This is a genomic window from Streptomyces sp. NPDC030809, from assembly GCF_055572195.1.
The window spans coordinates 136,177-158,532 of sequence record NZ_JBVIDV010000010.1 but is presented as its reverse complement, the minus strand read 5'-3'; the positions used below and the strand labels follow the sequence as shown (position 1 = coordinate 158,532).

23 protein-coding genes and 2 pseudogenes are annotated in these 22,356 nt (G+C 73.1%); 13 read left to right on the top strand and 12 right to left on the bottom strand.

From position 1 onward, the window contains the following. Window positions 1-24 precede the first annotated feature (24 nt). Window positions 25-960 carry an NADP-dependent oxidoreductase gene (locus tag ACZ407_RS15900; RefSeq protein WP_468128662.1) on the bottom strand — a complete coding sequence of 312 codons (936 nt, stop codon included), beginning with the start codon at window positions 958-960 and terminating at the stop codon, window positions 25-27. 192 nt (window positions 961-1,152) lie between these two features. Here ACZ407_RS15900 and ACZ407_RS15895 point away from each other — a divergent pair, with 192 nt between their 5' ends. Both ACZ407_RS15895 and ACZ407_RS15890 read left to right on the top strand, forming a co-directional pair. Next, window positions 1,153-1,818, top strand: a complete 666-nt coding sequence (locus tag ACZ407_RS15895) for a TetR/AcrR family transcriptional regulator (RefSeq protein ID WP_468128661.1) — start codon at window positions 1,153-1,155, stop codon at window positions 1,816-1,818. 521 nt (window positions 1,819-2,339) lie between these two features. Continuing rightward, window positions 2,340-3,701, top strand: a complete 1,362-nt coding sequence (locus tag ACZ407_RS15890) for a serine hydrolase domain-containing protein (protein WP_468128660.1) — start codon at window positions 2,340-2,342, stop codon at window positions 3,699-3,701. Window positions 3,702-3,931: 230 nt separating this feature from the next. On the opposite strand, the pseudogene ACZ407_RS15885 reads toward ACZ407_RS15890, so the two are convergent. Next, window positions 3,932-4,426 (bottom strand): annotated as a pseudogene (locus tag ACZ407_RS15885) (MFS transporter); the annotation flags it as partial. On the opposite strand from ACZ407_RS15885, the pseudogene ACZ407_RS15880 reads away from it, so the two are divergent. Together ACZ407_RS15880 and ACZ407_RS15875 are read left to right on the top strand one after the other, a co-directional pair. Continuing rightward, window positions 4,422-4,754, top strand: a pseudogene (locus ACZ407_RS15880) (type 2 periplasmic-binding domain-containing protein); the annotation flags it as partial. The pseudogenes ACZ407_RS15885 and ACZ407_RS15880 sit on opposite strands and share 5 nt — an antisense overlap. A 141-nt stretch (window positions 4,755-4,895) precedes the next feature. Next, on the top strand, window positions 4,896-7,199 hold the full coding sequence (locus ACZ407_RS15875) for an FG-GAP repeat domain-containing protein (protein ID WP_468128659.1): 2,304 nt from the start codon (window positions 4,896-4,898) through the stop codon (window positions 7,197-7,199). Window positions 7,200-7,253: 54 nt separating this feature from the next. Here ACZ407_RS15875 and ACZ407_RS15870 read toward each other — a convergent pair whose 3' ends face one another. The 3 genes from ACZ407_RS15870 to ACZ407_RS15860 all read right to left on the bottom strand — a co-directional run bounded on the left by ACZ407_RS15870 (window position 7,254) and on the right by ACZ407_RS15860 (window position 8,905). Further along, window positions 7,254-7,760, bottom strand: a complete 507-nt coding sequence (locus ACZ407_RS15870; RefSeq protein WP_468128658.1) for a hypothetical protein — start codon at window positions 7,758-7,760, stop codon at window positions 7,254-7,256. A 145-nt stretch (window positions 7,761-7,905) separates the two neighbouring features. Beyond that, window positions 7,906-8,442: a YrhB domain-containing protein gene (locus ACZ407_RS15865; protein WP_468128657.1), complete on the bottom strand. Its 537-nt coding sequence runs from the start codon at window positions 8,440-8,442 to the stop codon at window positions 7,906-7,908. 265 nt (window positions 8,443-8,707) lie between these two features. Further along, window positions 8,708-8,905, bottom strand: coding sequence for a ferredoxin (locus ACZ407_RS15860; protein ID WP_468128656.1), 198 nt, complete (start codon window positions 8,903-8,905; stop codon window positions 8,708-8,710). Window positions 8,906-9,055: 150 nt separating this feature from the next. On the opposite strand from ACZ407_RS15860, the gene ACZ407_RS15855 reads away from it, so the two are divergent. Genes ACZ407_RS15855 through ACZ407_RS15845 form a run of 3 tightly spaced genes read left to right on the top strand, consistent with a single transcriptional unit; the run spans window position 9,056 to window position 10,828 of the window. Further along, window positions 9,056-9,994, top strand: a complete 939-nt coding sequence (locus ACZ407_RS15855) for an alpha/beta hydrolase family protein (RefSeq protein ID WP_468128655.1) — start codon at window positions 9,056-9,058, stop codon at window positions 9,992-9,994. Window positions 9,995-10,021: 27 nt separating this feature from the next. Continuing rightward, on the top strand, window positions 10,022-10,276 hold the full coding sequence (locus ACZ407_RS15850; RefSeq protein WP_468128654.1) for a DUF6332 family protein: 255 nt from the start codon (window positions 10,022-10,024) through the stop codon (window positions 10,274-10,276). A gap of 54 nt (window positions 10,277-10,330) precedes the next feature. Beyond that, window positions 10,331-10,828, top strand: coding sequence for a hypothetical protein (locus ACZ407_RS15845; RefSeq protein ID WP_468128653.1), 498 nt, complete (start codon window positions 10,331-10,333; stop codon window positions 10,826-10,828). Between the two features lie 131 nt (window positions 10,829-10,959). On the opposite strand, the gene ACZ407_RS15840 is transcribed toward ACZ407_RS15845, so the two are convergent. Then, window positions 10,960-12,237, bottom strand: coding sequence for a phosphatase PAP2 family protein (locus tag ACZ407_RS15840; protein ID WP_468128745.1), 1,278 nt, complete (start codon window positions 12,235-12,237; stop codon window positions 10,960-10,962). A gap of 300 nt (window positions 12,238-12,537) precedes the next feature. After that, complete coding sequence (locus ACZ407_RS15835) at window positions 12,538-13,116, bottom strand: GNAT family N-acetyltransferase (RefSeq protein WP_468128652.1); 579 nt, start codon at window positions 13,114-13,116, stop codon at window positions 12,538-12,540. Between the two features lie 122 nt (window positions 13,117-13,238). On the opposite strand from ACZ407_RS15835, the gene ACZ407_RS15830 reads away from it, so the two are divergent. Beyond that, window positions 13,239-13,385 (top strand): DUF6126 family protein, encoded by a 147-nt coding sequence (locus tag ACZ407_RS15830; RefSeq protein WP_468128651.1) that lies wholly within the window; start codon window positions 13,239-13,241, stop codon window positions 13,383-13,385. A gap of 39 nt (window positions 13,386-13,424) precedes the next feature. On the opposite strand, the gene ACZ407_RS15825 is transcribed toward ACZ407_RS15830, so the two are convergent. The 4 genes from ACZ407_RS15825 to ACZ407_RS15810 all read right to left on the bottom strand — a co-directional run bounded on the left by ACZ407_RS15825 (window position 13,425) and on the right by ACZ407_RS15810 (window position 16,507). After that, window positions 13,425-13,766 carry an ArsR/SmtB family transcription factor gene (locus ACZ407_RS15825; protein WP_468128650.1) on the bottom strand — a complete coding sequence of 114 codons (342 nt, stop codon included), beginning with the start codon at window positions 13,764-13,766 and terminating at the stop codon, window positions 13,425-13,427. A 229-nt stretch (window positions 13,767-13,995) separates the two neighbouring features. Beyond that, the gene (locus ACZ407_RS15820; RefSeq protein WP_468128649.1) at window positions 13,996-14,409 is read right to left on the bottom strand and encodes a pyridoxamine 5'-phosphate oxidase family protein; all 414 of its coding nucleotides are present in this window, start codon (window positions 14,407-14,409) and stop codon (window positions 13,996-13,998) included. Beyond that, complete coding sequence (locus ACZ407_RS15815; RefSeq protein ID WP_468128744.1) at window positions 14,406-16,091, bottom strand: SulP family inorganic anion transporter; 1,686 nt, start codon at window positions 16,089-16,091, stop codon at window positions 14,406-14,408. The genes ACZ407_RS15820 and ACZ407_RS15815 overlap by 4 nt, the downstream gene beginning before the upstream one ends. A 74-nt stretch (window positions 16,092-16,165) precedes the next feature. Then, complete coding sequence (locus ACZ407_RS15810; RefSeq protein WP_468128648.1) at window positions 16,166-16,507, bottom strand: ArsR/SmtB family transcription factor; 342 nt, start codon at window positions 16,505-16,507, stop codon at window positions 16,166-16,168. 278 nt (window positions 16,508-16,785) lie between these two features. On the opposite strand from ACZ407_RS15810, the gene ACZ407_RS15805 reads away from it, so the two are divergent. The 4 genes from ACZ407_RS15805 (at window position 16,786) to ACZ407_RS15790 (ending at window position 20,178) form a co-directional block, all read left to right on the top strand. Beyond that, a complete protein-coding gene (locus ACZ407_RS15805) occupies window positions 16,786-17,145 on the top strand; it encodes a zinc ribbon domain-containing protein YjdM (protein WP_468128647.1) in 360 nt (119 codons plus the stop codon). A 74-nt stretch (window positions 17,146-17,219) separates the two neighbouring features. Continuing rightward, window positions 17,220-17,768 (top strand): DUF1203 domain-containing protein, encoded by a 549-nt coding sequence (locus ACZ407_RS15800; RefSeq protein WP_468128646.1) that lies wholly within the window; start codon window positions 17,220-17,222, stop codon window positions 17,766-17,768. A gap of 123 nt (window positions 17,769-17,891) precedes the next feature. Then, entirely contained in the window at window positions 17,892-18,416 is a 525-nt protein-coding gene (locus tag ACZ407_RS15795) for an EF-hand domain-containing protein (protein WP_468128645.1), read from the top strand. 160 nt (window positions 18,417-18,576) lie between these two features. After that, window positions 18,577-20,178, top strand: coding sequence for an NAD(P)/FAD-dependent oxidoreductase (locus tag ACZ407_RS15790; RefSeq protein WP_468128644.1), 1,602 nt, complete (start codon window positions 18,577-18,579; stop codon window positions 20,176-20,178). Between the two features lie 260 nt (window positions 20,179-20,438). Here the strand turns inward: ACZ407_RS15790 and ACZ407_RS15785 are convergent, their stop codons facing one another. Then, window positions 20,439-20,897, bottom strand: coding sequence for an RICIN domain-containing protein (locus ACZ407_RS15785; RefSeq protein WP_468128643.1), 459 nt, complete (start codon window positions 20,895-20,897; stop codon window positions 20,439-20,441). 182 nt (window positions 20,898-21,079) lie between these two features. On the opposite strand from ACZ407_RS15785, the gene ACZ407_RS15780 reads away from it, so the two are divergent. Beyond that, on the top strand, window positions 21,080-22,255 hold the full coding sequence (locus tag ACZ407_RS15780; protein WP_468128642.1) for an oxygenase MpaB family protein: 1,176 nt from the start codon (window positions 21,080-21,082) through the stop codon (window positions 22,253-22,255). The last annotated feature ends 101 nt before the right edge of the window (window positions 22,256-22,356 follow it).

Genomic DNA, 22,356 nt, shown 5'->3' with positions numbered 1-22,356 from the left:
GAGGATCGGGCGGCCAGTGGGGCCTCAGGCGCTGACTCCGATGACCGTCTTGCCGCGGGCGCCGCCGCGTTCGACCTTCAGGAGGGCGGCGGGGGTCTCGTCCAGCGGGAAGACCGTCTCGACGACCGGGCGGAGGTGGCCGGACTCGACGAGGGCGGCCAGGCGGGCCAGCTGCTCGCCGTGGGGGCGCATGAGGAAGCTGCGGACGTCGACGTTCCACTCGGCCTTCTTGGCCTCGGCGTCCGGGACGGGGACGATCGACACCAGGCTGCCGCCCGGCTTGAGCACGCGCAGCGAGCGCTCCTGGGTCTCGCCGCCGATGGTGTCGAGGACCACGTCGATCCCGGAGAGGATCTCGTCGAACTCCTCTGCACGGTAGTCGATCACCTGGTCGGCGCCGAGGGAGCGGACGAGGTCCGTGCTGCCGGTGCCCGCGGTGGCCACGACCTCCGCGCCGAGCTGCTTGGCGATCTGGACGGCGGCCGAGCCGACCCCGCCGGCGCCGCCGTGGATCAGCACGCGGCTGCCGGCCCGTACGTCGGACTGCTCGGTCAGGGCCTGGAGGGCGGTGAGGGCGACCAGGGGCAGGGAGGCCGCTTCCTCGAAGGAGATGTTGGCCGGCTTGGCGGCGACCAGGCTGCGGTTCACGGCCACGTACTCGGCGAAGGCGCCGCCGACGCGCGGGTCCACCCGGGCGAAGACCTCGTCGCCCACGGAGAACTCGGTTACCTCGGCCCCGACCGCGGCCACGACACCCGCGAGCTCGCTGCCGATGACCACGGGGCCGGGCAGTTCGCCCGCGGCCATGAAGCCCTTGACGATCAGGTGGTCCACCGGGTTGACCCCCGCCGCGCGGACCTCGATCAGCACGTCCTGGGGTCCGGCCGCGGGGACGGGGGCCTCGGTGACCTGGACCACGTCGCCGACCTGGCCGTACTGGGTGATGACTGCTGCCTTCATGGGGGACTCCTTGTTCGCGTTCGTGCGAGCGCTGTCCGTGCCCGGGTGACCTTCGGACGGGGATTCCGGACCGCTCGTTCCATAATTTAGACAGTTCTGGAACGAACGGTCAAGTACCTGCTGCTTCCCGGCCACGTCTTCGCTACCGTGGGGTACATGGCGAGACCACGCACGTTTGACGAAGAAGCGGTTTTGAACCGCGCAATGCTCCTGTTCTGGCGCAAGGGCTACGAGGCCACGGCCATGAGCGATCTGGTGGAAGAGCTGGGACTGGGCCGCGGCTCGATCTACGCGGCCTTCGGAGACAAGCACCAGCTGTTCGTGCGGGCCCTCGGCCGCTACCTGGACCACCAGAACCGGCTGCTCACCACCGCCCTCGAAGAGGACGGGCGGCCCGTGCTCGCCCGCCTCCGCGAGGTCCTCGACCGGCTCCTCGCCGCCGACGCGGCATGCGGGAACGCAGGGTGCTTCAGCGTGAACAGCATCGCCGAACTGCTGCCGCACGACGCCGAGGTCGCCGAGCTGGCGCGCACGAGCATGCAGAGCGCCGAAGAGCAGTTCACCGCGCAGCTGGAGCGCGCGGCGCGCGACGGGGAACTCTCCCCGGCGATCACCCCCCGGGACGGCGCCCGGCTCCTCCAGAACCTGGTCCAGGGCGTGCAGATCATGCGCAAGGTCAACCCGGACCCGGCCCAGGCCGCCGGCTGCCTGGACTCGGTGTTCGCCCTGCTCGGCGGGGTGCCCGCCGGCGAGGGCACGGCGGCAGTGCGCGCCGCGGCTGCCACCGAACCCGCCACCAAACCCGCCACCAAACCCGCCATCGAACCCACCACCGAACCCGTCGCTTCAGCCCTCTGAGAGGCTGAAACGTCTGAGACCCCTGAACGTCTGAGAGCTCCGAGACCTTCGAGACCTCTGAGCCTTCCGGCCTCTGATACCTGAGAGGCGTTGCACGGCCGCCGCCACGGCCGGGTACGCCGACCAGCGGCGCGGTGTACCGTCCCGGCGCCATCTGGTCAGACGGCCGTATCCGGGGAGCTCGGCCCCCGTGGCCCACAGCAGCGTCGGCCACCAGTCCGTGGACGCAGGCGCGTCCGGGAACAGTCGCGCGAGCACCCGCGCAGCACCGCCGCGGAGAGCTGCACCGCACCGTCGCCGGGGGCGAGTTGACCCGGCCCTCGGGGCAGGGGGCAGACTCGGCGCCGTGGCCGCGTCGGTACGTTCGAGCGCAATTGTGCGTGCGTGTCGTGCGTGTCGTGCATGTGTGTGCATGTGTCTGTCGTGCATCTGCATGCGTGCGTGCTCCTCCTCGTGCTCGTGCTCGTGTGCGGGGCGCGGCCCGGGACTTTCTGCCGACGATGACGAGATGGGGAACGACCATGAGCGACTCCTTCCGCCCTGCCCGCGCCGCGTACGACGCGTCCGCCGCTGCTGCCCGGAGACCGCGCGGCGGGGCCAGGGGCACGGCCCGCCGCGCGGTGGTTGCGGCCGTGGCGGCCGTGCTGCTCGCCGGGGCTGCCGTACCGGGCGCGGCTGCTGCCGGGGCCGGGGCCGGGCAGCAGCGCGTGACGGACCGGACGTACGAGCAGCCGAACGGCCGGACGGGCGGCCGACCGGTCCTCCGGACGGCCGGTCAGGCGAACGATCGGCCTGAACTCCAGGCGGCCGTGCAGGAGTTCGTCGACGCCGGCTTCGCCGGGATGCAGTTACGGGTGCACGACCGGCAGCGCGGGGCCGACTGGGTCGGCAGCGCCGGTGTGCGCAAGCTCGGCGAGAACGCCAAGCCGGCTACGGACGGGCTGTTCCGCATCGGCAGCTCCACCAAGACCTTCGTCTCGACCGTGGTCCTCCAGCTCGTGGCCGAGGGCAAGGTCGGACTGGACTCCCCGGCCGCCGACCACCTGCCCGGGCTCGGGCTGGACCGGCGGATCACCGTACGGATGCTGCTCCAGCACACCAGCGGGGTCTTCAACTTCACCGGCGAGTACCACGAGGACGGGACGGTCGTGCCCGGGATCCCGTGGCAGGGCCAGGAGTGGGTGGACAAGCGGTTCCACACATACGGGAAGGAGGAGCTCGCACGGTTCGCGCTGGCCAAGCCGGCGCGGTTCGAGCCCGGGACCGGCTGGAGCTACTCCAACACCAACTACGTGCTGGCCGCCCTGCTGATCGAGAAGGTCACCGGACGCCCGTACGGGGAGGAGATGCGGCGGCGGATCGTCCGGCCGCTCGGGCTGACCGGCACGTACGTACCCGGTGACCGGCCGTGGATCCCCGGGCCGCATGCGCACGGGTACCACCGGTACCAGGGCGCGGACGGCAAGTGGAAGACGCTCGACGTGAGCAGCCAGAACCCGTCCTGGATCTCCGCGGCCGGAGAAATGATCTCGACGACGAAGGACCTCAGCCGGTTCATGTCGGCGCTGGCGGGCGGCAGGCTGCTGCCGGCCCGGCTGCTGACCGAGATGCGCACCCCGCACCCGAAGAGCGGCCAGTACGGCTACGGGCTCGGGCTGTTCGCCCAGGACGTGGGCCCGGCCTGTGGAGGAACGGTCCTCCACCACAACGGGAGCGTGAACGGCTACGCGACGCTGATGTACACCTCGCCGGACGGGAGCCGGACGCTGACCGCGTCGGTGACGAGCGGGGACGCGGCGGACGATCCTGCGAAGCAGTTTCCGCGGCTGGTGGAGGGTCTGATCAAGACGGTGTTCTGCGAGGGGGCGCCGAGCGGGAGCTGATCTTGCGGGGCCCCGCCGGTACCCGGCGGGGCCCCGACCGCTGGCGGGTCTGGATCCAGCCGCCATGTCGGCCTGCAGAGCGTGTTGGCCCCGGGGGCGGGCCAACTCCAGCCCCCTCCGGGCGCTTGAGGAGCGGGGTTCGGGGCGGAGCCCCGAGACGACGGCAGGCGGCTGACCGTGGCGGGGCGAACTCCGGCCTTTCGCCTTCGTGCCCGCCCCCGCCTCCGGCCTCATGGAGCAGCCGCCCGGCAGCCGGCCCGCAGCGGGAGCAGGAGGGGGGTGGCCAGCAGGAGCACCCCCGCGAGCCCGATGGCCGTGCGCAGCCCGAGCAGGGTGCCGAGGACCCCCCAGAGGGCGGTCAGCAGGGCGGCCGCGGCCTTCGTCGTCACCGCCCAGGCGGAGAGCGTACGGGCGACCCGGTCGGCCGGGGTCCGCCGCAGCCGGTGCGTGGCGTACACGGGGTTGAAGACCGCGCAGCAGAAGACCAGCCCGAGTTCGATGCCGATCACCAGGAGCAGCCCGTCCGTCCCCGGCCCCAGGAAGGCCAGGCCGACCGGCCACAGGGCGCGCAGCGTCCCGGACCCGGCCAGGACCCGGTGCTCCCCGAACCGTGCGACCAGCGGCCCGGCCAGCCGTGCACCGAGCAGTCCGCCGACCGAGGGCGCGGCGAACGCGAGCCCGTACTGCCACGGCGTGAAGCCGAGCGGGCCGAGCATCAGCACCGCCTACTACGAGGACCTGGTCGCCGAGTTCGGCCTCACCATCGAGGCCACCGGCCCCAACTTCGGCTCCGACGTACTCCTCGACACCATCGCCGACACCCCGGCCCTGGCCACCTTCACGGGCGGGGACACCCGCCTGGTCTGGCCCGCCGGACACGGCCTGCGCCGCATCCCCGTCACCGACCCGGTCCCCGTCTACCCCCACGCCCTCCTCTGGCACCGCGACAACCCGCACCCGGCACTCGCCACCCTCCGCGCCCACCTCGCGGCCGCAGCGGGGGGCCGCGACACCGCCGGGACCTGGACGCCGAGCTGGGTGATCCCGCGCTAGAACCGTCGCACTTCCTCCCTCATGACTCCACAAAAGAAACACGAGCAACTCGTACAACCCCCTCCGCTTCTCGCGAGTCTCATCCGGCAGTGCGCACAGATGCGCGTGCTGCCGCCGCCCGGCTCATCAGGAGGGACTTCCTTGACTTCCGTACGCTCCACCCGCCGCCGCCGTCTCGCCGCCTCCGCAGCGACCGTTCTCGCCGTGACGGCCGGTGCGGGCGTGCTGGCCGCGCCCGGAGCGGTGGCCGCGGCGGCCGCGGGCGCCACCGCCCGCACCGCTGCCCCGGCCGCCTCCGTCGAAGCCGCCTCCACCGCAGCCGTCTCCGCCACCTCCGCCACCGACGTGGCGGCCCTGCCCCTCGGCGCCGAGATCGTCAGCACCGGTGACAGCGGCTACCTCACCTCCCGCAAGGACGAGGTCGGGGCCACCGTCCTGGAGTGGCACCGGTACGCCGACGGTTCGCTGGTCCCGGTCACCACCGGCACGGGCGTCGTGGGCCACGACAGCACCTCCGACTACGTGGTGACCAGCGACGGCGGCACCACCGTGTCCGTACGGGACATGGCGGCCGAGCCCGGCTCCCCGGCCGCCGCGACGGTGACCGTCGACCTCGTGGCCGAGTTCAAGGCGGGCGCGAAGCTGGTCGGCGTGGTGGGCGGGAACCTCTTCGTGACGGTCCCGACCACGGCCGACTACGACGACCTGTGGAAGGTCGCCGTGTCCGGCGGGAAACTGACCAAGACCGGGTTCCTCGTCGGCCCCTACGGCGTGGACTACAAGGTCGTGGCCTCCACCGGGTACGACATGCTCCTCCTCGGCAGCAACCGGGTGTTCTCGGGGCCGACCTACCGCACCCAGTTCTGGAAGGCGCAGACGAACATCGCCGACGGCCCCCTGACGGACCAGGCGGCCACCGGCAAGTGGACGCAGCAGTCCACGGGCGCGTACGCCGCCGACTACAAGGCGTGGACCGACTACCGGGCCGACGGCACCCACATCGCCGTGGACGGGGCGGTCTTCCGGAACTACCTCCTCGACGCCGCCATGAAGGACGCGGTCATCGCCGGCATCGAAGGCGACACGATCATGTACGGCGTCCCGGGGCAGGCGGCCGACGTCCAGACGCTGCACCCGCTGTACGCCCGTCACCTCAAGACCGAGTCCGCCGCCCCGTACAAGCTCCTGGAGCACTTCTCCAGCGTGGCGCACGCGCCCGACGGCAGCCTGCTCGTACGCGGAGCCACCGCCGAGGCCGACGGCCTGTTCCGCATCACCAGCGGAGACGGCGGCGCCCCGGAGCTCACCCTGCTCGCCGAGACCGGCCGGGTCCTGGCCGTCAAGGTGGCCGGAACGAAGGTCCCGGCGGCCGTGGACCTGGAGAAGCCGGGCACCACCGTCCCGATGGAGTGGACCCTCACCCGCCCGAACGCGACCGTGGACCTGACGCTCACGCACACCGCCACCGGCCGGAAGCTCACCCGGCACCTTGCCCAGCCGACCGCCGAGAACCGTTTCTCCTTCGCCTGGGACGGCATCCTCGACGGCATCAGCGCCCCCAACGGCGCCTACACCTGGCAGATCACGGCCACCCCGGCCGATGGGGTCGGCGGCCCGGCCACCGCCTCGGGCGGCTTCAAGGTCACGCGCAAGGCCAACCCCCACGACTTCAACGGCAACGGCTCCACGGACGTCCTCGCCCGCGACGCTTCGGGCGTGCTGTGGCGCGACGACCTCTACGACTGGCCGTCCGCGACGAGCGGCCAGGTGGACACCGCCCAGCGGACCAAGGTCGCCACCGGCTGGCAGATCTACAACCAGATCGAGGCCGCGGGCAACCTCGCCGGGAGCGCGACGGGCGACCTCGTCGCCCGCGACGGCTCGGGCGTGCTGTGGCTGTACACGGGCAAGGGCGACGGTACGTTCGCCCCGCGCGCCAAGGTGGGCAGCGGCTGGCAGATCTACAACAAGCTCACCGGCGGCAGCGACCTCAACGGCGACGGCCGCGCCGACCTCCTCGCCACCGACACGGCGGGCGTGCTGTGGCTCTACAAGGGCACCGGCAGTGCCACGGCCCCCTTCGCCGCCCGGGTCAAGGTCGGCTCCGGCTGGCAGATCTACAACCAGATCACGGCGGTCGGCAACATCGCCGGCACGACGGCCGGGGACCTGGTCGCGCGCGACACGGCGGGTGTGCTGTGGCTCTACCAGGGCAACGGCGCGGGCAACTTCACCACGCGGGTGAAGATCGGCGCCGGCTGGAACGCGTTCACCCACCTGGTGGGCGCCGGCGACGTGACGGCCGACGGCCGCCCCGACCTGATCGCCTACGGCCCGACCTCCACCTCCGTCTACCGCTCGACGGGCACCGCCACGACCCCCTTCACCCGCCAGACCACGAACCTGTACACGGGCGAGGGCACGAAGTTCAACAACATCGCCTGACGAGGCCGGTCGGCACCCGTCCCCGCACCCCACGGGGACGGGTGCCGACCCGGTTCAGGCAGCTGACGCCGGTGCCTGCCGGGCGGGGGCGGCCAGGGCGGGGTGCAGGGACTCCAGCCGCTTGATCATGCGGCGGAGGAGGAGCAGGGGGACGGCGCCGAAGAGGCCGAAGGACATGTCGATCAGGGACCAGGAGAAGGGGATGCCGCGGATCGGGCCGCAGACCAGGGCGAGGGGGATGATGCCCGCGCACGCGATCAGCCCCGCTTCGACGATCCAGATGTTGCGGACCGGGTCGCGGTGGACTCCGTAGAAGAAGACGGCGATGACGAGGTGGGCGAAGGCCAACCAGTCGGTGCCGTAGAGGAGGAAGGGGTACGAGGCGTCAGCCTGGTCGAGGCCGGTGCGGACCCGGTGGAGCCAGTCGTTCGTCAGCACTGAGTCAAGCCAGTGGAGTTCGGTGACCAGCGGGAATGCCGTCAGGCCGCTGAGGACCAGGCAGACCGCGAACAGGGCCAGCCACACACGGATGCGCCGCAGGAGGGCGTTGCGCTCGCTCATGACAGGCACCCTACGCCGTCGTTTCTGAACGCGTTCAACCACCCCCGGTCTGCGGGGCGGCGCAGCCGGGCGGGCCGGGGACCCAGGTCCCGCGGCACGTCTTCGCCGGGTTGCTCGTGCGTCGCTTCCCCGGTCGGCGCGCGGGTCACTCCACCGGGCCCGCCACCGTGTCGATGGGCCACAGCGTCCATGTCGGGGGCTTGCGGGTGAGGCTTGCCAGTTCCTCCGGGGGTTCGGAGCCGTCCCGGACGGACAGGATGTACGCCTTCGCCTGCCGGGGGCTCAGCTTCGGGGCCTGCTTGCGCAGGTGGCTCATGGCCGCGACGGTTCCGGCGGACCGTACGAGCTCGCGTACGGCGGCGGCCAGGGGGTCGGGCGGCCTGATGCCCTTGGTTTCGAGGAGGTAGTGCTCCTGCCAGCCCTCGTCCGGACCCCAGGCGTTGGCGACGTAGTGGATGCTCCCGTCCTCGCGGTCGACCAGCAGGTGGCTGCCGGTGCCGACGAGCCCGTCACCGGCGGCGCGGGTGCGCGAGGACTGCTCCCAGCTCCAGAAGACGAGCCAGCCGACCGGGTACTCCTCCACGGCCGTGGCGACCCGCTCGGGGACCGGCCCCTCCCGCGGATCCGTCCTTCCGGCGAGGTAGGACTCGACGAGCTCGACGGCGCGTTCCTTGGAGATCACGGCTCCATCCTGCCGGACGGGTCAAACGGGTTTCCGGGCCGGGTGAGCCGGTCCGTCGGCCGCCCGCCCGCTCCGGGCAGCGACCGAAGCGACCGAAGCGACTCAAGCGACCGAATGGCGGAACGGGCGGACGGCGGGGCCGAGGCCCCGCCGCGAGCGAGCCGCTGCGGCGACCGCAGCGACCGAAGCGACCGAAGCGACTGAAGCGACTGAAGCGACCGAAACCTGGGGTTCCGGTACGCGTCGGCCGGACCTCCGCCGCCGGCTACTCCTCGGTCAGGGCGATGGCCTGGGTCGGGCAGGCGCGGACCGCTTCCTTCAGCATCGGGTCGCCGTTGCCGTCCTCGGCCCCCGGGCGCACGAGCGGGAAGCCGTCGTCGTCCGAGTCGAACACGCCGGGGGCGGTCAGCAGGCACTGCCCCGAACCGATGCAGACATCCGAGTCGATCGACACCCGTGCCATCTCGCGCTCCCGTGTGCTGGGTAGAGGCCGGCTCCGCGGCCGTGACAGCTGGAGCATAGGGATCATCACCGGTGCCTGCGGCGTTTTTTCCGAAAAAGTCGGCCGGGCGGCGGGCGTCGTGCGGACCGCACGCCTCCCTAGGATGTGATCATGACAAAGTCTGGGCAAGCGCAGCCGCTGGTACGTGTCCTGTACGACGAGTCCCGCAGCGACCTGCGGGACCCGGACCGGCCGCGTCCCGTACGCATCTACCAGTGGGAGCCGGCGCCCGCCGCATCGCCGTCGGCGCCCGCCTCGGCCTCCGGCCATGCCCATGCCCCCGCCCATGCCGCCGCCCCCGCCCCGCTGGTCGTGGTCTCGCACGGCACCGGGGGTTCGGGCCGGGCCATGGACTGGCTGGTACGCCCCCTCCGCGAGGCGGGTTTCCGGGTGGTGGCCCCGGACCACCACGGAAACAACTTCGTCGACGGCTACCTCCCCGAAGGCTTCCTCTACGTGTGGGACCGCCCCCGGGACGTCTCGTTCGTCCTCGACGCCCTCGCCCGGGAACAGCCGCTCGGCCCGGTCGGCGCTGCGGGTTTCTCCCTCGGGGGCTACACCGCGGTGGCACTCGCCGGGGCCCGAGTGGACCCGCACCTCCTCTGGGGGGTGCTGACGGGCGCGGTCCCGCTGCCGGAGATCCCCGAACTTCCCGGTGCGCTGGACGCGTTGCGCCGCACGTACAAGCCGGAGCTCGACGACGCGTCGCGCCGTACCCTCGCCGAGGCCTCGGCGGACCTGACCGACCCCCGGGTGCGGGCGGTCTTCCAGGTGGCCCCCGGAGTCGGCGGACTGGTGACCCCGGGCAGCCTGGCCACCATCCGGGTACCGGTGGGCATCCGCTGGGGCGGCGCGGACACGGTCAACCCCTTCGAGGCCGACACCCGCCCGTACCTGGAGCACATCCCCACGGCCACGGGCCGCTCGGCCGGCCCGTCCGTCCGCCACGACGACTTCTTCGCCCCCCAGCCGGCCGACCCCACCGCCCGCGTCCGCGTGGGCAACGAGGCGGCGGCCTTCTTCCTGGACCATCTCGGCGGGAGCCGCTGAGCGCGGAGGACGTGGGAGGATCGCAGGATGGACACGGGGCGGGAGTCACGCTGGGAGAAGGACGCGATGACGGTGGAAGTCGTCTTCGCCTTGATCACCGCGGGCTTCCTCGCCGCACTGGTCTTCGCCGTGTTCCTCGTGCCCGCCCTGACCCTGGGCGTGCCGGACCCCGTGCGCAGAGGCCTGCTGACGGCAGGCGCCGTATCGGCAGGCACCGCCGCCCTCTGGCGCGTCGTGCGCGTACTGCGACGCTTCGACACCCAACGCCGCCTGGGCCGCTGACGGGCCGGCAGACCCTCCCGGCGCCCTCGACCGCCGCTGGTTGGGCTCGACTGGGTGAGTGACTACTACGACCTCTTCCTGGCCGCGGATCTCGATGGGGAACTGCCTGGCACCGTGCTGGACGAGCTGCGGTGGCACATGGGGGTGGCGGACGACGCCCCCGAGGTGCATTCCGCCGCCGCGTGGGAGGAGTGGGACGGACCCTGGCAGGTGTTTGCCGACGCGGCGGATGCCGGACATGCCTTCGGCGGCGCGGGATGCGCGGTGCTCGTCCGGGCCGAGGACCGGGTCGATGCGCACGGCACGGCCCCGTGGGCGCTGACCCTGCGGGCGAGTGTCCACGAGGACGAGTTCGGAATCGTGATGCAGGTGGTGGGCTGGGTGTTGCGGTACGCCCTCACCGAAGGGTGGGTCGGCCTCGTACGGAGCTCGGGCTCGCCGGTCAGCCACCACATCGTCCGTGACCAGGGCGGATTCGAACTGGTCGAGATGCGCGCGGGCGGAACATGGGCCCGGGTCCCTGCGGGCGGGCGCGGGCCCACTCGCCAGTGAGGGGCGACCCCCGCCACTCGCCGCTCCGGCCCGGGTACGACGAAGCCCCCGTCCCCTGCGTGAGTGCGGGGGACGGGGGCCGGGGCTCGCCGGGAGCCGTGGGGCGAGCAGCCGCCGGGTGCCGGGTGGGGTCAGGCTGGTTCCGGCCGGGGGTTGCGCTGGTGGGGGAGGGGGGCCGTGCTGCGGTCCCAGGACTTCGTGATGCGGACGTACGCCAGCACGATCGCGGCCGTGGTGAGCATGAGGAGGGGGCCGAAGAGCCACGGGTGCTCCGCCAGTCGGACCGGGAGGTAGCGGTACGACAGCAGGAAGGCCACGAAGACCGCCGTGCCGGACGCGACGAACCGGATCGCCGTCCGGTCCCAGCTGCGCGCCGAGGCGCGCAGCGCCGCCTCGATGGTCAGGGTGAAGACCACCCCGGCGATGATGTCCGCGCCGTAGTGGTAGCCGAACCCGAGCGTTGCCGCGAGCGTGGTGATCAGCCAGAACGTGCCGAAGAACCGCAGGGTCCGCGTCGCCCGCCGGGAGTGGATGAAGATGGCGGTGGCCCAGGCCGTGTGCAGGCTGGGCATGCAGTTGCGCGGGGTGATCCCGTCGAAGGGGAAGGGCTGCGGGACGGCGGAGGGCAGCGGCGGGGTGTCCGGCCACAGGTTCGCCAGCGCCCACTGCCCGCCGTCGGCGCCGTACGCGTAGATCGGTCCGACCACCGGGAACAGCATGTAGATGCCCGGTCCCAGGAGGCCGATCACCAGGAAGGTGCGGACCAGGTGGTGGCTCGGGAAGCGGCGCTCGGCCGCGACCTTGCGCAGCTGGTAGAGCATGACCAGGACGGCGGCCACGCCGAGCTGGCCGTAGACCACGTCGAGCAGGTGGTGGCCGACCGTCCCCGTGGCCCGTACGATCCGGCCCGCCAGCCACGACGGACTGCCGAGCGCGTGGTCGGCGGTCGCCACGTACTGGTCGAGCACCAGCGGGCGGCTCTTCGAGGTGATGAGCAGCCAGGTGTCGCCGGCCTTGCGCCCGGCCACGAGCAGCAGGCCGAGCCCGACGCCCTTGAGGAGCAGGACGCGGTCCGCGCCGGTGCGGCGGGCGACGGCGACGGCCCCCCAGGCCAGGACCACCCACAGCGCACCGTTGCCGGGGGTCAGCTCGGCGTCGGTCGCGAGGCGCACCAGGAGGAAGAGGAGGTCGATGCCGACCGCGGCGCCGAGGGAGATGAAACGCTGCCGCCAGGTGAGCACCGTCATCATCAAGGCCATGCTGCCGTAGAGCAGCGGGGCGGACTTCGGGGCGAACACCGTCTCCCGCACCTGGTTGCTGAGCGGGCCGCGTACGCCGTAGTGGCGCGCGGCGACCTCCAGTGCGACGAGGAATCCGAGACCCACCACGCCGGCTGCGGCCCAGAGGATCACGCGCGGGCGGCGCCATCCGGCGACGGCGGGAGCGGGCTGCACCCCGTCATCCGTTGGTGGGATCACCAGCGATGTTTTCGATATCAATGATCTGGCCCCGGCCGTGGTCGTCGGTCTTGATCGAGCTTGATCGAGCATGCTATCGGAGTGCCGCTCGGGTGGATTTGGGGGGTATGGCCGGTGCCGGTCGGGCGGCGGTGGCCGGTGGCCCCCGGTGGCAGGTGCGTGCCGGCGCAGGGCCGGGTGCGGGAATGCCAGAGGCCCGGGCGGACGGTCGGAGCGTCGGGAGCGGCGAGGTCAGGGGGTCGCGCGCCGGACGTGCAGGTGGCCGTCCAGCGGGAAGGCGGGGGGAGCCGAGGGCAGGATCCGGTCGAAGGCGTAGCCGCACTTCTCCGCGACCCGGCAGGAGGCCGGGTTGTCCACCTGGTGGAGGAGTTCGAGGCGCTCCAGGCCCCCGGCGCGGAACGTGTCGAAGGCCCAGGCGGTGAGCGCTCCCAGGGCCCGCGGGGCCACACCCCGGCCGCGGGCCTGCCCCGCCGTCCAGTAGCCGACCTCGGCGGCCGGCCTGCCGGGCGCGACCTCCTTGAGCACGACGTTCCCGACCAGGCGCGCCGGTGCCGGGCCACGGGCCGCGTCACGATCCGTCTCCAGGACCGCGAAGCCGAACCGCTCCCCGGCCGCCCACCCCGCCTCCTGCGCCCGCACCCACCTGAGCCCGTCCTCCTGACCCGCCATGGGGGTGCCCGTCCAGCGCCGCAGGGCGGGATCCCGGTACGCCTCGACCAGCGCGGCCACGTCGTCCGGTCGCCAGGGGCGCAGGGTCAGCGCGGGGGCGGTCGGGGTCGATGCGGCCGTGAGTGTGACGGAAGTGATCATCGGCTGATCGTATGTGCGCCGGGTCCCGGCCCGCCCGAGACGGGCGGGAGGCAGCGGCTAGACTTGCAGAGTTCTGCAATTCACTAGTTTTCGGTCGCCGTGGAGACCGGAGGGGAGCCCCGATGGCCGAGAAGCCCGCCGCGGCGGACGGCGAGCGGTGGAAGGAGAAGGGGGTCGCCCTGCGCGCCTTCTTCTACGTCTTCGGCACGCACGTCTTCGCGGGTTTCGTGTACCTGCTGTTCTACCTGGGCTCGCACGCCCAGAAGTGACCCCCGGTGACGTGAACCCCGGCGCCCGGCCCCGGCGGCTCAGGGCTGCCGGGGCGCGGCCGCGTCCAGGTCGGCGAGGAGGGCGGCCTGGCCGCGCAGGACACCGGAGAGGATGGTGCGCGCGACCCGGAGGAGTTCCGCGACCTCCTCGCTGGCGAGCCGGTAGAACACGTTGACGCCCTCGCGGCGGGTGAGCACCAGGTTGGCCTTGCGCAGCACGGCGAGCTGCTGGGACAGGGCCGCGGCCTCGACCCCGACCTCGGGGAGCAGCTCGGAGACGGCGTGCTCCCGCTGGCTGAGCAGCTCCAGGACGCGGATGCGCACGGGGTGGCCGAGGGTTTTGAAGAACTCCGCCTTCAGCTGGTAGAGCGGGGCGCTCACCTGGCTGTTCCCGCCCCCCGGCTCGCCCTGCCTGCCGCCCGCCCGCGTTCCCGGCACCTCGTCCGCCCTACGCTCGCCGCGAGCGGCACCCTGGCGTCCGCTCGCTCCTGTGACCTCCACAATTGCAGATTCCTGCAAGTTTCGAACAGTCGTGTCGCCCGCGCGCCGGTCCGGGGCGCCCCTGTCGGCCGCTCACCCCCGCCGCTCACCCGGCCGCTCACCCGGTCGGTCATCCCGTCACCGGGCGGGCCAGGCGGAATCCCGAGACGGACTCCGGGTGCAGGCGCAGCAGGGTGTCGTGGGGGCCGTGGGACCAGCCGGGCAGCGTACGGCGGTAGTGCGCGGCCTCGTCCGGGTCGGTGACGGGGTCGGCGGGGCCGTGGGCCGTGACGGTCCAGCCGGTGCGCGCCGGGTGCCCGATGTCCTCGGCGTGGTACGTCAGGACCGTGCGGGCGAGGACGATCAGCGGCTGGACGGGGGCGCGGACGACGAGCCGGCCGTACTCCAGGACGTGGGTGGCCGGGCGGACCATCGGGCGGTCGCGCTGCACGTAGACGAGGCGGCCGTGGCCGGTGCCCTCCAGCAGCCACAGGGCCTCGGTGCCGGAGACCTCCAGCATCAGCCGGTCGGCGGGTGCGGTCATCGGGGGGCCTTTCCGAGCCGGTGCGGGTGGTCGCGGTGGTGGCGGCGGTGGTGGTCGGGGCCGTGGTGGCCCCGGGGGAGCAGCCCCGACCGTTCGAGGTGCCCGCGGGCGGCCGCGATCGCCTCCGGGGTGGTGGCGAACTCCCCGTCGCGCTCCAGCAGGTCGAGGGCGCCCACCGCGTCCAGCGCGCGGCGCTGCCCCGGCCGGATGCCGGAGGCGAGGACCGCGATCCCGCGCCGGTGCAGCTTGTCCACCGCGTCCTTCAGGACGAGGGCACCGGTGGCGTCGACCGTGGTGACGCGGGACATGCGCAGGATCACCACGCGGACCTCGCTGACCTCGGCGAGTTCGAGGAGGAAGCGGTGGGCCCCGGCGAAGAACAGCGGGCCGTCGATCCGGTAGGCCACGATGTGCTCGGCGAGCAGCGCATGTTCCTCCTCGGTGTGCTCGCCCGGCAGGTCCGTGCGGACGTCGGTCTGCTCCATGCGGGCCTGCCGGGCGACCGCGCGCAGGGCGAGGGCCCCGGCCGCGGCCAGGCCGAGGATGACGGCGTACACCAGGTCCAGTACGAGGGTGGCGGCCGCGGTGAGGACGAGGACCACGGCGTCGGAGCGGGTCGCCCGCGCCATCGCGCGCAGGGCGCCGACCTCGACCATCCGTACGGCGGTGGCCAGCAGCACCCCCGCGAGGGCGGCCAGCGGGATCCGGGAGACGAGCGGGGCGGCGGCGAAGACGACGAGGGCCAGGACGAGCGCGTGCGTGAGCGCGGCCAGCCGGGAGACGGCGCCGGTGCGGACGTTGACGGCGGTACGGGCTATCGCCGCGGTCGCCGGGACCCCGCCGAACAGCGGGGCGGCGAGGTTCGCGATGCCCTGCCCGAACAGCTCCTTGTCGGGGTCGTGCCGCCGGCCGACGGTCATTCCGTCGGCGACCGTCGCCGAGAGGAGCGACTCCAGGGCCGCGAGGGCGGCGACCGCCACCGCCGGTGCGACCAGGGAGCCGAGGGCGGACGGGTCGATGAAGGCGAGGGAGGGGGCGGGCAGACCGGACGGCAGGTCGCCGATCGGAGCGGCCCCGGGCACGTGGAAGGCCTCCACGACGAGGGTGGCGGCGACGACCGCGACCAGTGAGAACGGGAAGCCGGGCCGCCACCGGGCCCCCGCCAGCATCACCGCCGCCACCCCGCAGGACAGGGCGAGCGCGGTCCAGTTTGGCGCGGAGACGAAGGCGGCCACGGCCCGCCAGGCCACGGCGAGGACCTTCTCGCCCTCGGGCCGGTCCACGCCGAGCGCCGCCGGGACCTGCTGGAGGCCGATCACGCACGCGATCCCGAAGGTGAAGCCCTCCACGACCGGGGCGGGCACGTACCGCATGTACTGCCCGGCCCGCGCCAGGGCGAGGGCGATCAGCAGGACCCCGGCCATCAGTCCGACGGTGAGCACCCCGGCCGGGCCGTGCACCGCCACGATCGGCACCAGTACGACCGTCATGGCGCCGGTGGGGCCGGAGACCTGGAGGTCCGAGCCGCCGAACAGGGCCGCGAGGGCCCCGGCCACGACGGCCGTGGCCAGCCCGGCCCCGGCGCCGAGCCCGGAGGACACGCCGAATCCGAGGGCGAGGGGGAGGGCGACGATCGCCACCGTGAACCCGGCCGTCAGGTCCCGCCGCGGAGCGGACGCCATGACCGCGAAGTCGGCCCGCGCGGGCAGCACGGCCCGCAGCCGGGCCGGGAAGGAACCGGGCCTGGTGCTCACGCTCACGACGCGCGCACCCCGCTCCCGCGCAGCGCCTCCCGGGGCTCCGGACTCCCGGCCGGAAGCCCGACGAGGATCCTGCGGGCGCAGGCCATGAGCTGCGCGACGTCTCCGCAGACCGGGCCGTAGACCACGGTGGAACCTTCCCGGGTGGCGGTGACCACGCCGGACCGGCGGAGCACCGCGAGCTGCTGCGACAGCGCAGACGGCTCCACCTCGATGGCGGCGAGGAGGCTGCGGACGGGCATCGGGCCGTCCTGGAGCAGCTCCAGGACCCGAATCCGTACGGGGTGTCCGAGCATCCGGAAGAACTCGGCCTTCGCCTGGTACAGCGGAAGCAGCATCCGTCCACCCTTCCTGGTCGCCCGGCCGCCTGGTCGCCCGGCTGCCGGGGAAGTGCTGACGGCTGTGCCCGTGGCTACCTGCGGACACAGCCATCTAAGAATGTATGTAATTGCAGAATTTTGCAATTCTGGAAGTCGGAGGCTCCGCGGCGCTCCGCGCCGACCGGCGGGCCGCCTCCCGGTGGGCCGCCTCTCGGTGGGCAGCCTCCCGGTGGGGCTTGCGACCGGGTCGAAGACCTCGCTAATTGCATAAATCTGCAACTTGGTAACCTGTGCGGGTGAGCGAGAACCTGCCCCCCTGCCCCAAGTGCTCCAGCGAGTACACCTACGAGATGAACGCGTTGATGGTCTGCCCCGAGTGCGGCCACGAGTGGGTCCCGGCCCAGGCCTCGGCGGACGCCGAAGGTGCCGCCGGGGAGCGCGTGGTCAAGGATGCGGTGGGCAACGTGCTGAGCGACGGCGACACCGTGACCGTGGTCAAGGCCCTCAAGGTCAAGGGCAGCCCCTCGGGCATCAAGGCGGGCACCAAGGTCCGCAACATTCGGCTGGTCGACGGCGTCGACGGCCACGACATCGACTGCAAGATCGACGGCTTCGGCGCCATGCAGCTCAAGTCCAGCGTGGTCAAGAAGGCCTGACCCCCGGCGGCGCCGTCGAACGTGCCGTCGGATTCCTGCCAGCACAGCCGGCTTCCGCCGCGCAGGCTGGGCCCATGACCACGACCGCAGCGCCCCTTCTGCCCACTGCCACCGCCATCGCCCCCGGCGTACTCGCGCAGCTCCGCGCGCGCGACGACGCCGGGGCGGTCCGGGGCACCGACACCCGCGCCCAGGACGAGGGCGGCGCCCCGCTGCGCTGCTGCCTGCGCCGCAGCCGCGCCGGCGAGGCGGTGACGCTGGTGTCCTACGCCCCCCTGCGCCGCTGGGCCGCCCGCACCGGCGCCACCCCCGGCGCGTACGACGAGGTGGGTCCGGTCTTCATCCACACCACCCCCTGCGAAGGTCCGGACCCGGCCGCCGGCCACCCCTTCGCCGAGACCGGCGCCCTGCGCGTCGTACGCCGCTACGACGCCCGCGGGGCCATCGCCGGCGGCACGCTCGTCCACCTCCCCGAGGACCCCGCCGAAGCCCAGGCCGCCGTCGCGCGCGCCCTGGCCCGGGCCTTCGCCGACCCGGAGGTCGCGCTCGCCCACGTACGGGCCGTCGAATACGGCTGCTTCCTCTACGAGGTGCGCCGGCCGGAGGCGCTTCACCCGGAATGATCAGTCGGCCGCCGGTTCCGCGCGCGGCGGGCGGGCGCTGTGGTTTCCTGGGCCCCGTCCCGCACCGTAGCGGGACGATCACGTGAAGTGAGCGAAGGGGAATGTGGCGTGAGCGTTCTGGACATGAAGCTTGACCGGTCGTTCGACGTGTTCGACGCGGACCGCGACGGGCGGCTCGAGAAGTCGGACGTCATCGGTCTGTCGGACAAGCTCGCCGAGGCGCTCGGCGTCGCCCCGGACGAGGTGGCCGGCCTCCGGAACTCGCTGGCGGACCTGTGGGACACCGTCTTCGAGAGGATGGACCGGGACGGGGACGGAGGGGTGGACCGGCAGGAGTTCCGGGCCTCGTTCCGGGCGCGGATCGTCTCCGACCAGAACCGGATCTGGGAGCGGATCCGCAACATGAGCAACGCGTGGACCGAGCTCGGCGACCGCGACGGCGACGGGATGCTGAGCAAGGAGGAGTACACCTCCCTGCTCCACGGCATGTTCCGCCTGCCCCGCCAGACCTGCGACGAGGCGTTCGAGCAGCTGGACGCCGACGGCGACGGGCAGCTCAGCCGGGACGAGATCAGCTCCGCCATGAAGGAGTACTACACGAGCGAGAACCACGCGGCGCGGGGCAACCAGTTCTTCGGCCGGCTCTGAGGGTGGCCGGGGGACGGCGGGGCCGTCCCCCGTACCGCCGCCCGTTCCTCCGCGGGCGGCAAGCCGGTTCGTATCGCCTCCCCGCTCGTTGAGCGGGGCGGAATGCCGATCGGCCCCCTGCCCACGCCCGTGCCACTCCCACCCCTGGAGGACCTTCGTGATGACCGATGCCGCCCTGCCGGTGATCGTTCTCTCCGATTCCGACCCGCTGCGCCGCCACGAGACGGCCGAGCTGGTCCAGAGCTGGTACCGGACCTCGTTCCGCGTGCTCCAGGTCGGCGGGCCGGCGGAGGTGGTCCGGGTGCTGCGCGCGCTGGCCGAACGGCAGGTGCCCGTCGCGGCCGTGGTCGCGGACGAGGTGCCGGAGCCGGGCGCCGCGCACGCCGGGGTGCGCTGGCTGCCGCTGGCCTTACGTTCCGGCGGCACCGCGTCCGCGGCCCGTACCGGGGCGGACGAGGGTGACACGAGCCCCACCGAGCACCTCCGGGCCGCGCTCGACGACTCCCTCTGCACGTGGAACGCCGACTGCCGGGGCGAGCTGCCCACCGCCGAGGTGCGCGGCAGCCGGTTCTCCCCCGCCGCCTACGCGGTACGGGATTTCCTCGGCCGCAGCGGGGTCATCTTCCGCTGGCTGCCCGAGGAGGACGTACGCGAGGCCCCGGTCACCGTCCGCCTCGGAGACGGCACCGAGCTCGTGGACCCCTCCCTCAGCGAACTCGCCGAGCGGCTCGGCCTGATCCGCCCCGCCGAGCAGGACCACTACGACGTCGCGGTGATCGGCGGCGGCCCCGGCGGGCTGTCCGCGGCCGTGTACGCCGCCGCCGAGGGCATGAGCGTGGTCGTGATCGAGGACGACGCCCCCGGCGGCCAGGCGGGATCGACCTCGCGGATCGAGAACTACCTCGGCTTCCCGGTCGGCCTCACCGGCGGAGACCTCGCCCAGCGCGCCCTCCAGCAGGCCCGCCGGGCCCGCGTCGAGTGGCAGCCCACCCGTGTCGCCAGCCGGGTGACCCCGACCGGCACCGGCGACCACGCCGTCGAGTTCGTCAAGGCGGGCACCGACGAGACCGCCTCGGTGACCGCGGCCTCCGTGATCGTCGCCACCGGCGTGGACTGGAACCGCCTCAAGGCCCCCGGCGTCGACCGCCTGCTCAACTCCGGCGTCTACTACGGGTCCTGCCTGTCCGACGCCCCCGCGGCCGCCGGGGAGGACGTGTACATGGTCGGCGCGGGCAACTCCGCCGGGCAGGCCGCCCTCTACTTCGCGCGCTACGCCCGCAGCGTCACCCTCCTCGTACGGGGCACCGACCTCGGCTCCTCCATGTCGAGCTACCTCGTCCAGCGCATCGAGCGGACCCCGGGCCTGAAGGTCCTGCTCAGCACCGAAGTGGCCGAATGCCTCGGCGAGACCACCCTCACCGGGCTCCGGCTGCGCGACCGTACCGGCACCGAACGCACGGTCCCGGCGCACTGCCTGTACGTCCTGATCGGCGGCCACCCGTCCACGGACTGGCTCGGCGGCCTGCTCAAGCTCGACGACCGCGGGTACGTCCTGACCGGCGGCGGAGCAGCCGGCCCGGACGCGCTGCCGATGGAGACGAGCGTGCCCGGGGTGTTCGCGGTGGGCGACGTGCGGGCCGGCTCCGTCAAGCGGGTCGGCGCCGCGGTGGGCGAGGGTGCCGCGGTGGCCCAGTCCCTGGTCGAGTACCGGCGCCGGCACCCGGACCGGTTCCGGGACGCGCGAGCCTCCTGCGGCTTCTGACACGTCGTCCGGACTGCCGGGCCCGGCACTTCCCCGGCCCGGCACTTCCCCGGCCCGGCACTTCCCCCGCCGGGCACTTCCCCCGCCCGGAACTTCCCCGCCCGGAACTTCAGCGTCCCTTCAGGGCGCCCGTGCCGGCATCCTCACCGTCGCCGCCGCGAGGAACCTGCTCGCGGCGGCGGACACGGAAGAGACCGGCACGGGAACACGGCCGTGTGAGCCGTGCGGCCCCGGCGGGGCACTGATCCTGCTTCTTCCGGCTACTTCCGGGCCGACTGCGCCCGTTCCAGGCGCCAACCCTGGGTCGGGGCGTCGGTCTCCTCCCACTGGCGGGCGCGGCCCTCCTCGTCCACGTCCAGGGGGAGGCCGCTGATGCAGGCGACCAGGGTGACCACCCCGGGCTGGTCGAGGTGTTCCTCCACCAGCCATTCCTGGGCGCCGTAGCCGTTCGCCGACCACAGCTGGACGCGGGCGCCGCTCTCCGTCGAGGCGCCCGCCACGTCGAGCCGTTTGCCGCTGTCGGGGTGCACCACGTGGTACGTCGCCGCGCCCGGGTGCACCGGGACGATGCGCCAGCGCTGCGTGGTTTCCGCCTCCGGGACGAGGCGCAGCCGGGTGCCGCTGCCCGAGCGGCCGCCCTCCGTGGCCAGGACCAGGCCCGCCGCCGCGTTCCGCAGCGTGTAGAGGTCCTCCGCGTCCATCGTGCTCGCGTTCTCCATGTCCAGTCCCCCGGTCCCGGTGCCGCCGTACGTTCCGTCCGTGCGGGCATTGTGCACGGCGCCGCTGACAACGGCCGGTTCCGGTCACCGGAGGTACGCGTTCCGGTCCGTGCGCACGTGCCGCGGCGCCGGTCGGCCAGACTCGCGCGGGAGAGCCCGGACGACCGCGAGGAGAGCCCGTCATGCCCCACACCCACGAGAGCCTGGACGCGCTGCGGAGGGAAGGGGACCCGCTCGCCGATGCGGTCATCGCCGAACTCGCAGCCTCCGGCGCGACCGGCGAGGTCAACCGGCTGCTGCGCGAGTTCACCCGTAACGACCAGGCATTTCCGGACGATCTGCCGGACTGCGTACGGGAGTACCTCGCGGTCACCGACGCCCCGCCCGCCTGGGCCCGCTCCGAGCGGATCGCGGGCGCCCACGCCTTTTTCCTCGACGACGGGGTGCACGTGGCCTCCGTCCTGTCCTACGGGGCGATGGTCGACTGCTATGCGGCGCCCGTGCCCTCCCGGATCCTGGACCTCACCCATCGGTTGAACCGCCCGCACCGCCGGCTCGCCGAGACCTCGCAGTTCGTGCTGCACCTCATGGACGAGGACCCGTACGGGCCGGGCGGCGCCTTCGTGCCCACCCTCCAGAAGACCCGGCTCATCCACGCCGCCGTACGCCACCTCATCACCGCCTCCGGCGAGTGGGACGCGGACCGCGACGGGGTCCCGGTCTGCCAGGAGGACATGCTCTCCGCCCTGCTGATCTTCTCCGTGCACGTGCTCGACGGCATGGAACGGCTCGGCATCTCCGTCACGGAGCAGGAAGCCGAGGACTACTACTACGTGTGGCGCGTCGCCGGCGCCATGCTCGGCATCCGCGAGGAGGCCATGCCGGAGACGCTCGCCGAGGCCCGCGAGACCGACCGGCTCATCGTCCGGCGCCACTTCGCGCCCTCCCCGGAGGGCATCGCCCTCACCCGCGGACTGATCGGCTTCTACGAGCAACTCGTGCCCGGCAAGGCCTTCGACGCCATCGTGCCCGCCATGATCCGGCAGGTGGTCGACCCGCGGGTCGCGGACGCCCTCGAGGTCCCGCGCCCCCGCCTGTTCAGCCGCGTCACCGCATGGGGCGCACGGCTCGTCCGCCGCCTGGAGCGCGCCGAGGACAGCCACGCCACCGCCCGCGAGGTGCTCGACAAGGCGGGCATGCTGCTCCTCGCGGGCAGCGTCCGCACCCTCACCGGCGGCGAACGCACCACCCTCGACATCCCGACCGCCCTCGGCGACCGCTGGTCCGCACCGGCGCCGGGCTGCCCGATGGGCGCCGCCGGAACGAAGACCGACAGCGCGACGACGCCGAGGAGTTGAGGAGCCGGAGGCTGGTTCCGGCCGTTGCGGGAGTTCAGGGGCCGGGCGCGGGGTGCTTTCCGGGAGGATGGCGGCGGAGTACGCGCGTTCGGGTGCAGGTG

Excerpts from the sequence above, each read along its gene's own strand:
- ACZ407_RS15780 (WP_468128642.1), top strand. The coding sequence starts at position 21,080 with ATGCCCCACACCCACGAGAGCCTGGACGCGCTGCGGAGGGAAGGGGAC.
- ACZ407_RS15790 (WP_468128644.1), top strand. The coding sequence starts at position 18,577 with ATGACCGATGCCGCCCTGCCGGTGATCGTTCTCTCCGATTCCGACCCG.
- ACZ407_RS15860 (WP_468128656.1), bottom strand. The coding sequence starts at position 8,905 with ATGGCACGGGTGTCGATCGACTCGGATGTCTGCATCGGTTCGGGGCAG.
- ACZ407_RS15820 (WP_468128649.1), bottom strand. The coding sequence starts at position 14,409 with ATGACCGCACCCGCCGACCGGCTGATGCTGGAGGTCTCCGGCACCGAG.
- ACZ407_RS15830 (WP_468128651.1), top strand. The coding sequence starts at position 13,239 with ATGGCCGAGAAGCCCGCCGCGGCGGACGGCGAGCGGTGGAAGGAGAAG.
- ACZ407_RS15870 (WP_468128658.1), bottom strand. The coding sequence starts at position 7,760 with ATGAGCGAGCGCAACGCCCTCCTGCGGCGCATCCGTGTGTGGCTGGCC.
- ACZ407_RS15835 (WP_468128652.1), bottom strand. The coding sequence starts at position 13,116 with ATGATCACTTCCGTCACACTCACGGCCGCATCGACCCCGACCGCCCCC.
- ACZ407_RS15800 (WP_468128646.1), top strand. The coding sequence starts at position 17,220 with ATGACCACGACCGCAGCGCCCCTTCTGCCCACTGCCACCGCCATCGCC.
- ACZ407_RS15900 (WP_468128662.1), bottom strand. The coding sequence starts at position 960 with ATGAAGGCAGCAGTCATCACCCAGTACGGCCAGGTCGGCGACGTGGTC.
- ACZ407_RS15785 (WP_468128643.1), bottom strand. The coding sequence starts at position 20,897 with ATGGAGAACGCGAGCACGATGGACGCGGAGGACCTCTACACGCTGCGG.
- ACZ407_RS15795 (WP_468128645.1), top strand. The coding sequence starts at position 17,892 with ATGAAGCTTGACCGGTCGTTCGACGTGTTCGACGCGGACCGCGACGGG.
- ACZ407_RS15850 (WP_468128654.1), top strand. The coding sequence starts at position 10,022 with ATGGACACGGGGCGGGAGTCACGCTGGGAGAAGGACGCGATGACGGTG.
- ACZ407_RS15815 (WP_468128744.1), bottom strand. The coding sequence starts at position 16,091 with ATGGCGTCCGCTCCGCGGCGGGACCTGACGGCCGGGTTCACGGTGGCG.
- ACZ407_RS15890 (WP_468128660.1), top strand. The coding sequence starts at position 2,340 with ATGAGCGACTCCTTCCGCCCTGCCCGCGCCGCGTACGACGCGTCCGCC.
- ACZ407_RS15810 (WP_468128648.1), bottom strand. The coding sequence starts at position 16,507 with ATGCTGCTTCCGCTGTACCAGGCGAAGGCCGAGTTCTTCCGGATGCTC.
- ACZ407_RS15855 (WP_468128655.1), top strand. The coding sequence starts at position 9,056 with ATGACAAAGTCTGGGCAAGCGCAGCCGCTGGTACGTGTCCTGTACGAC.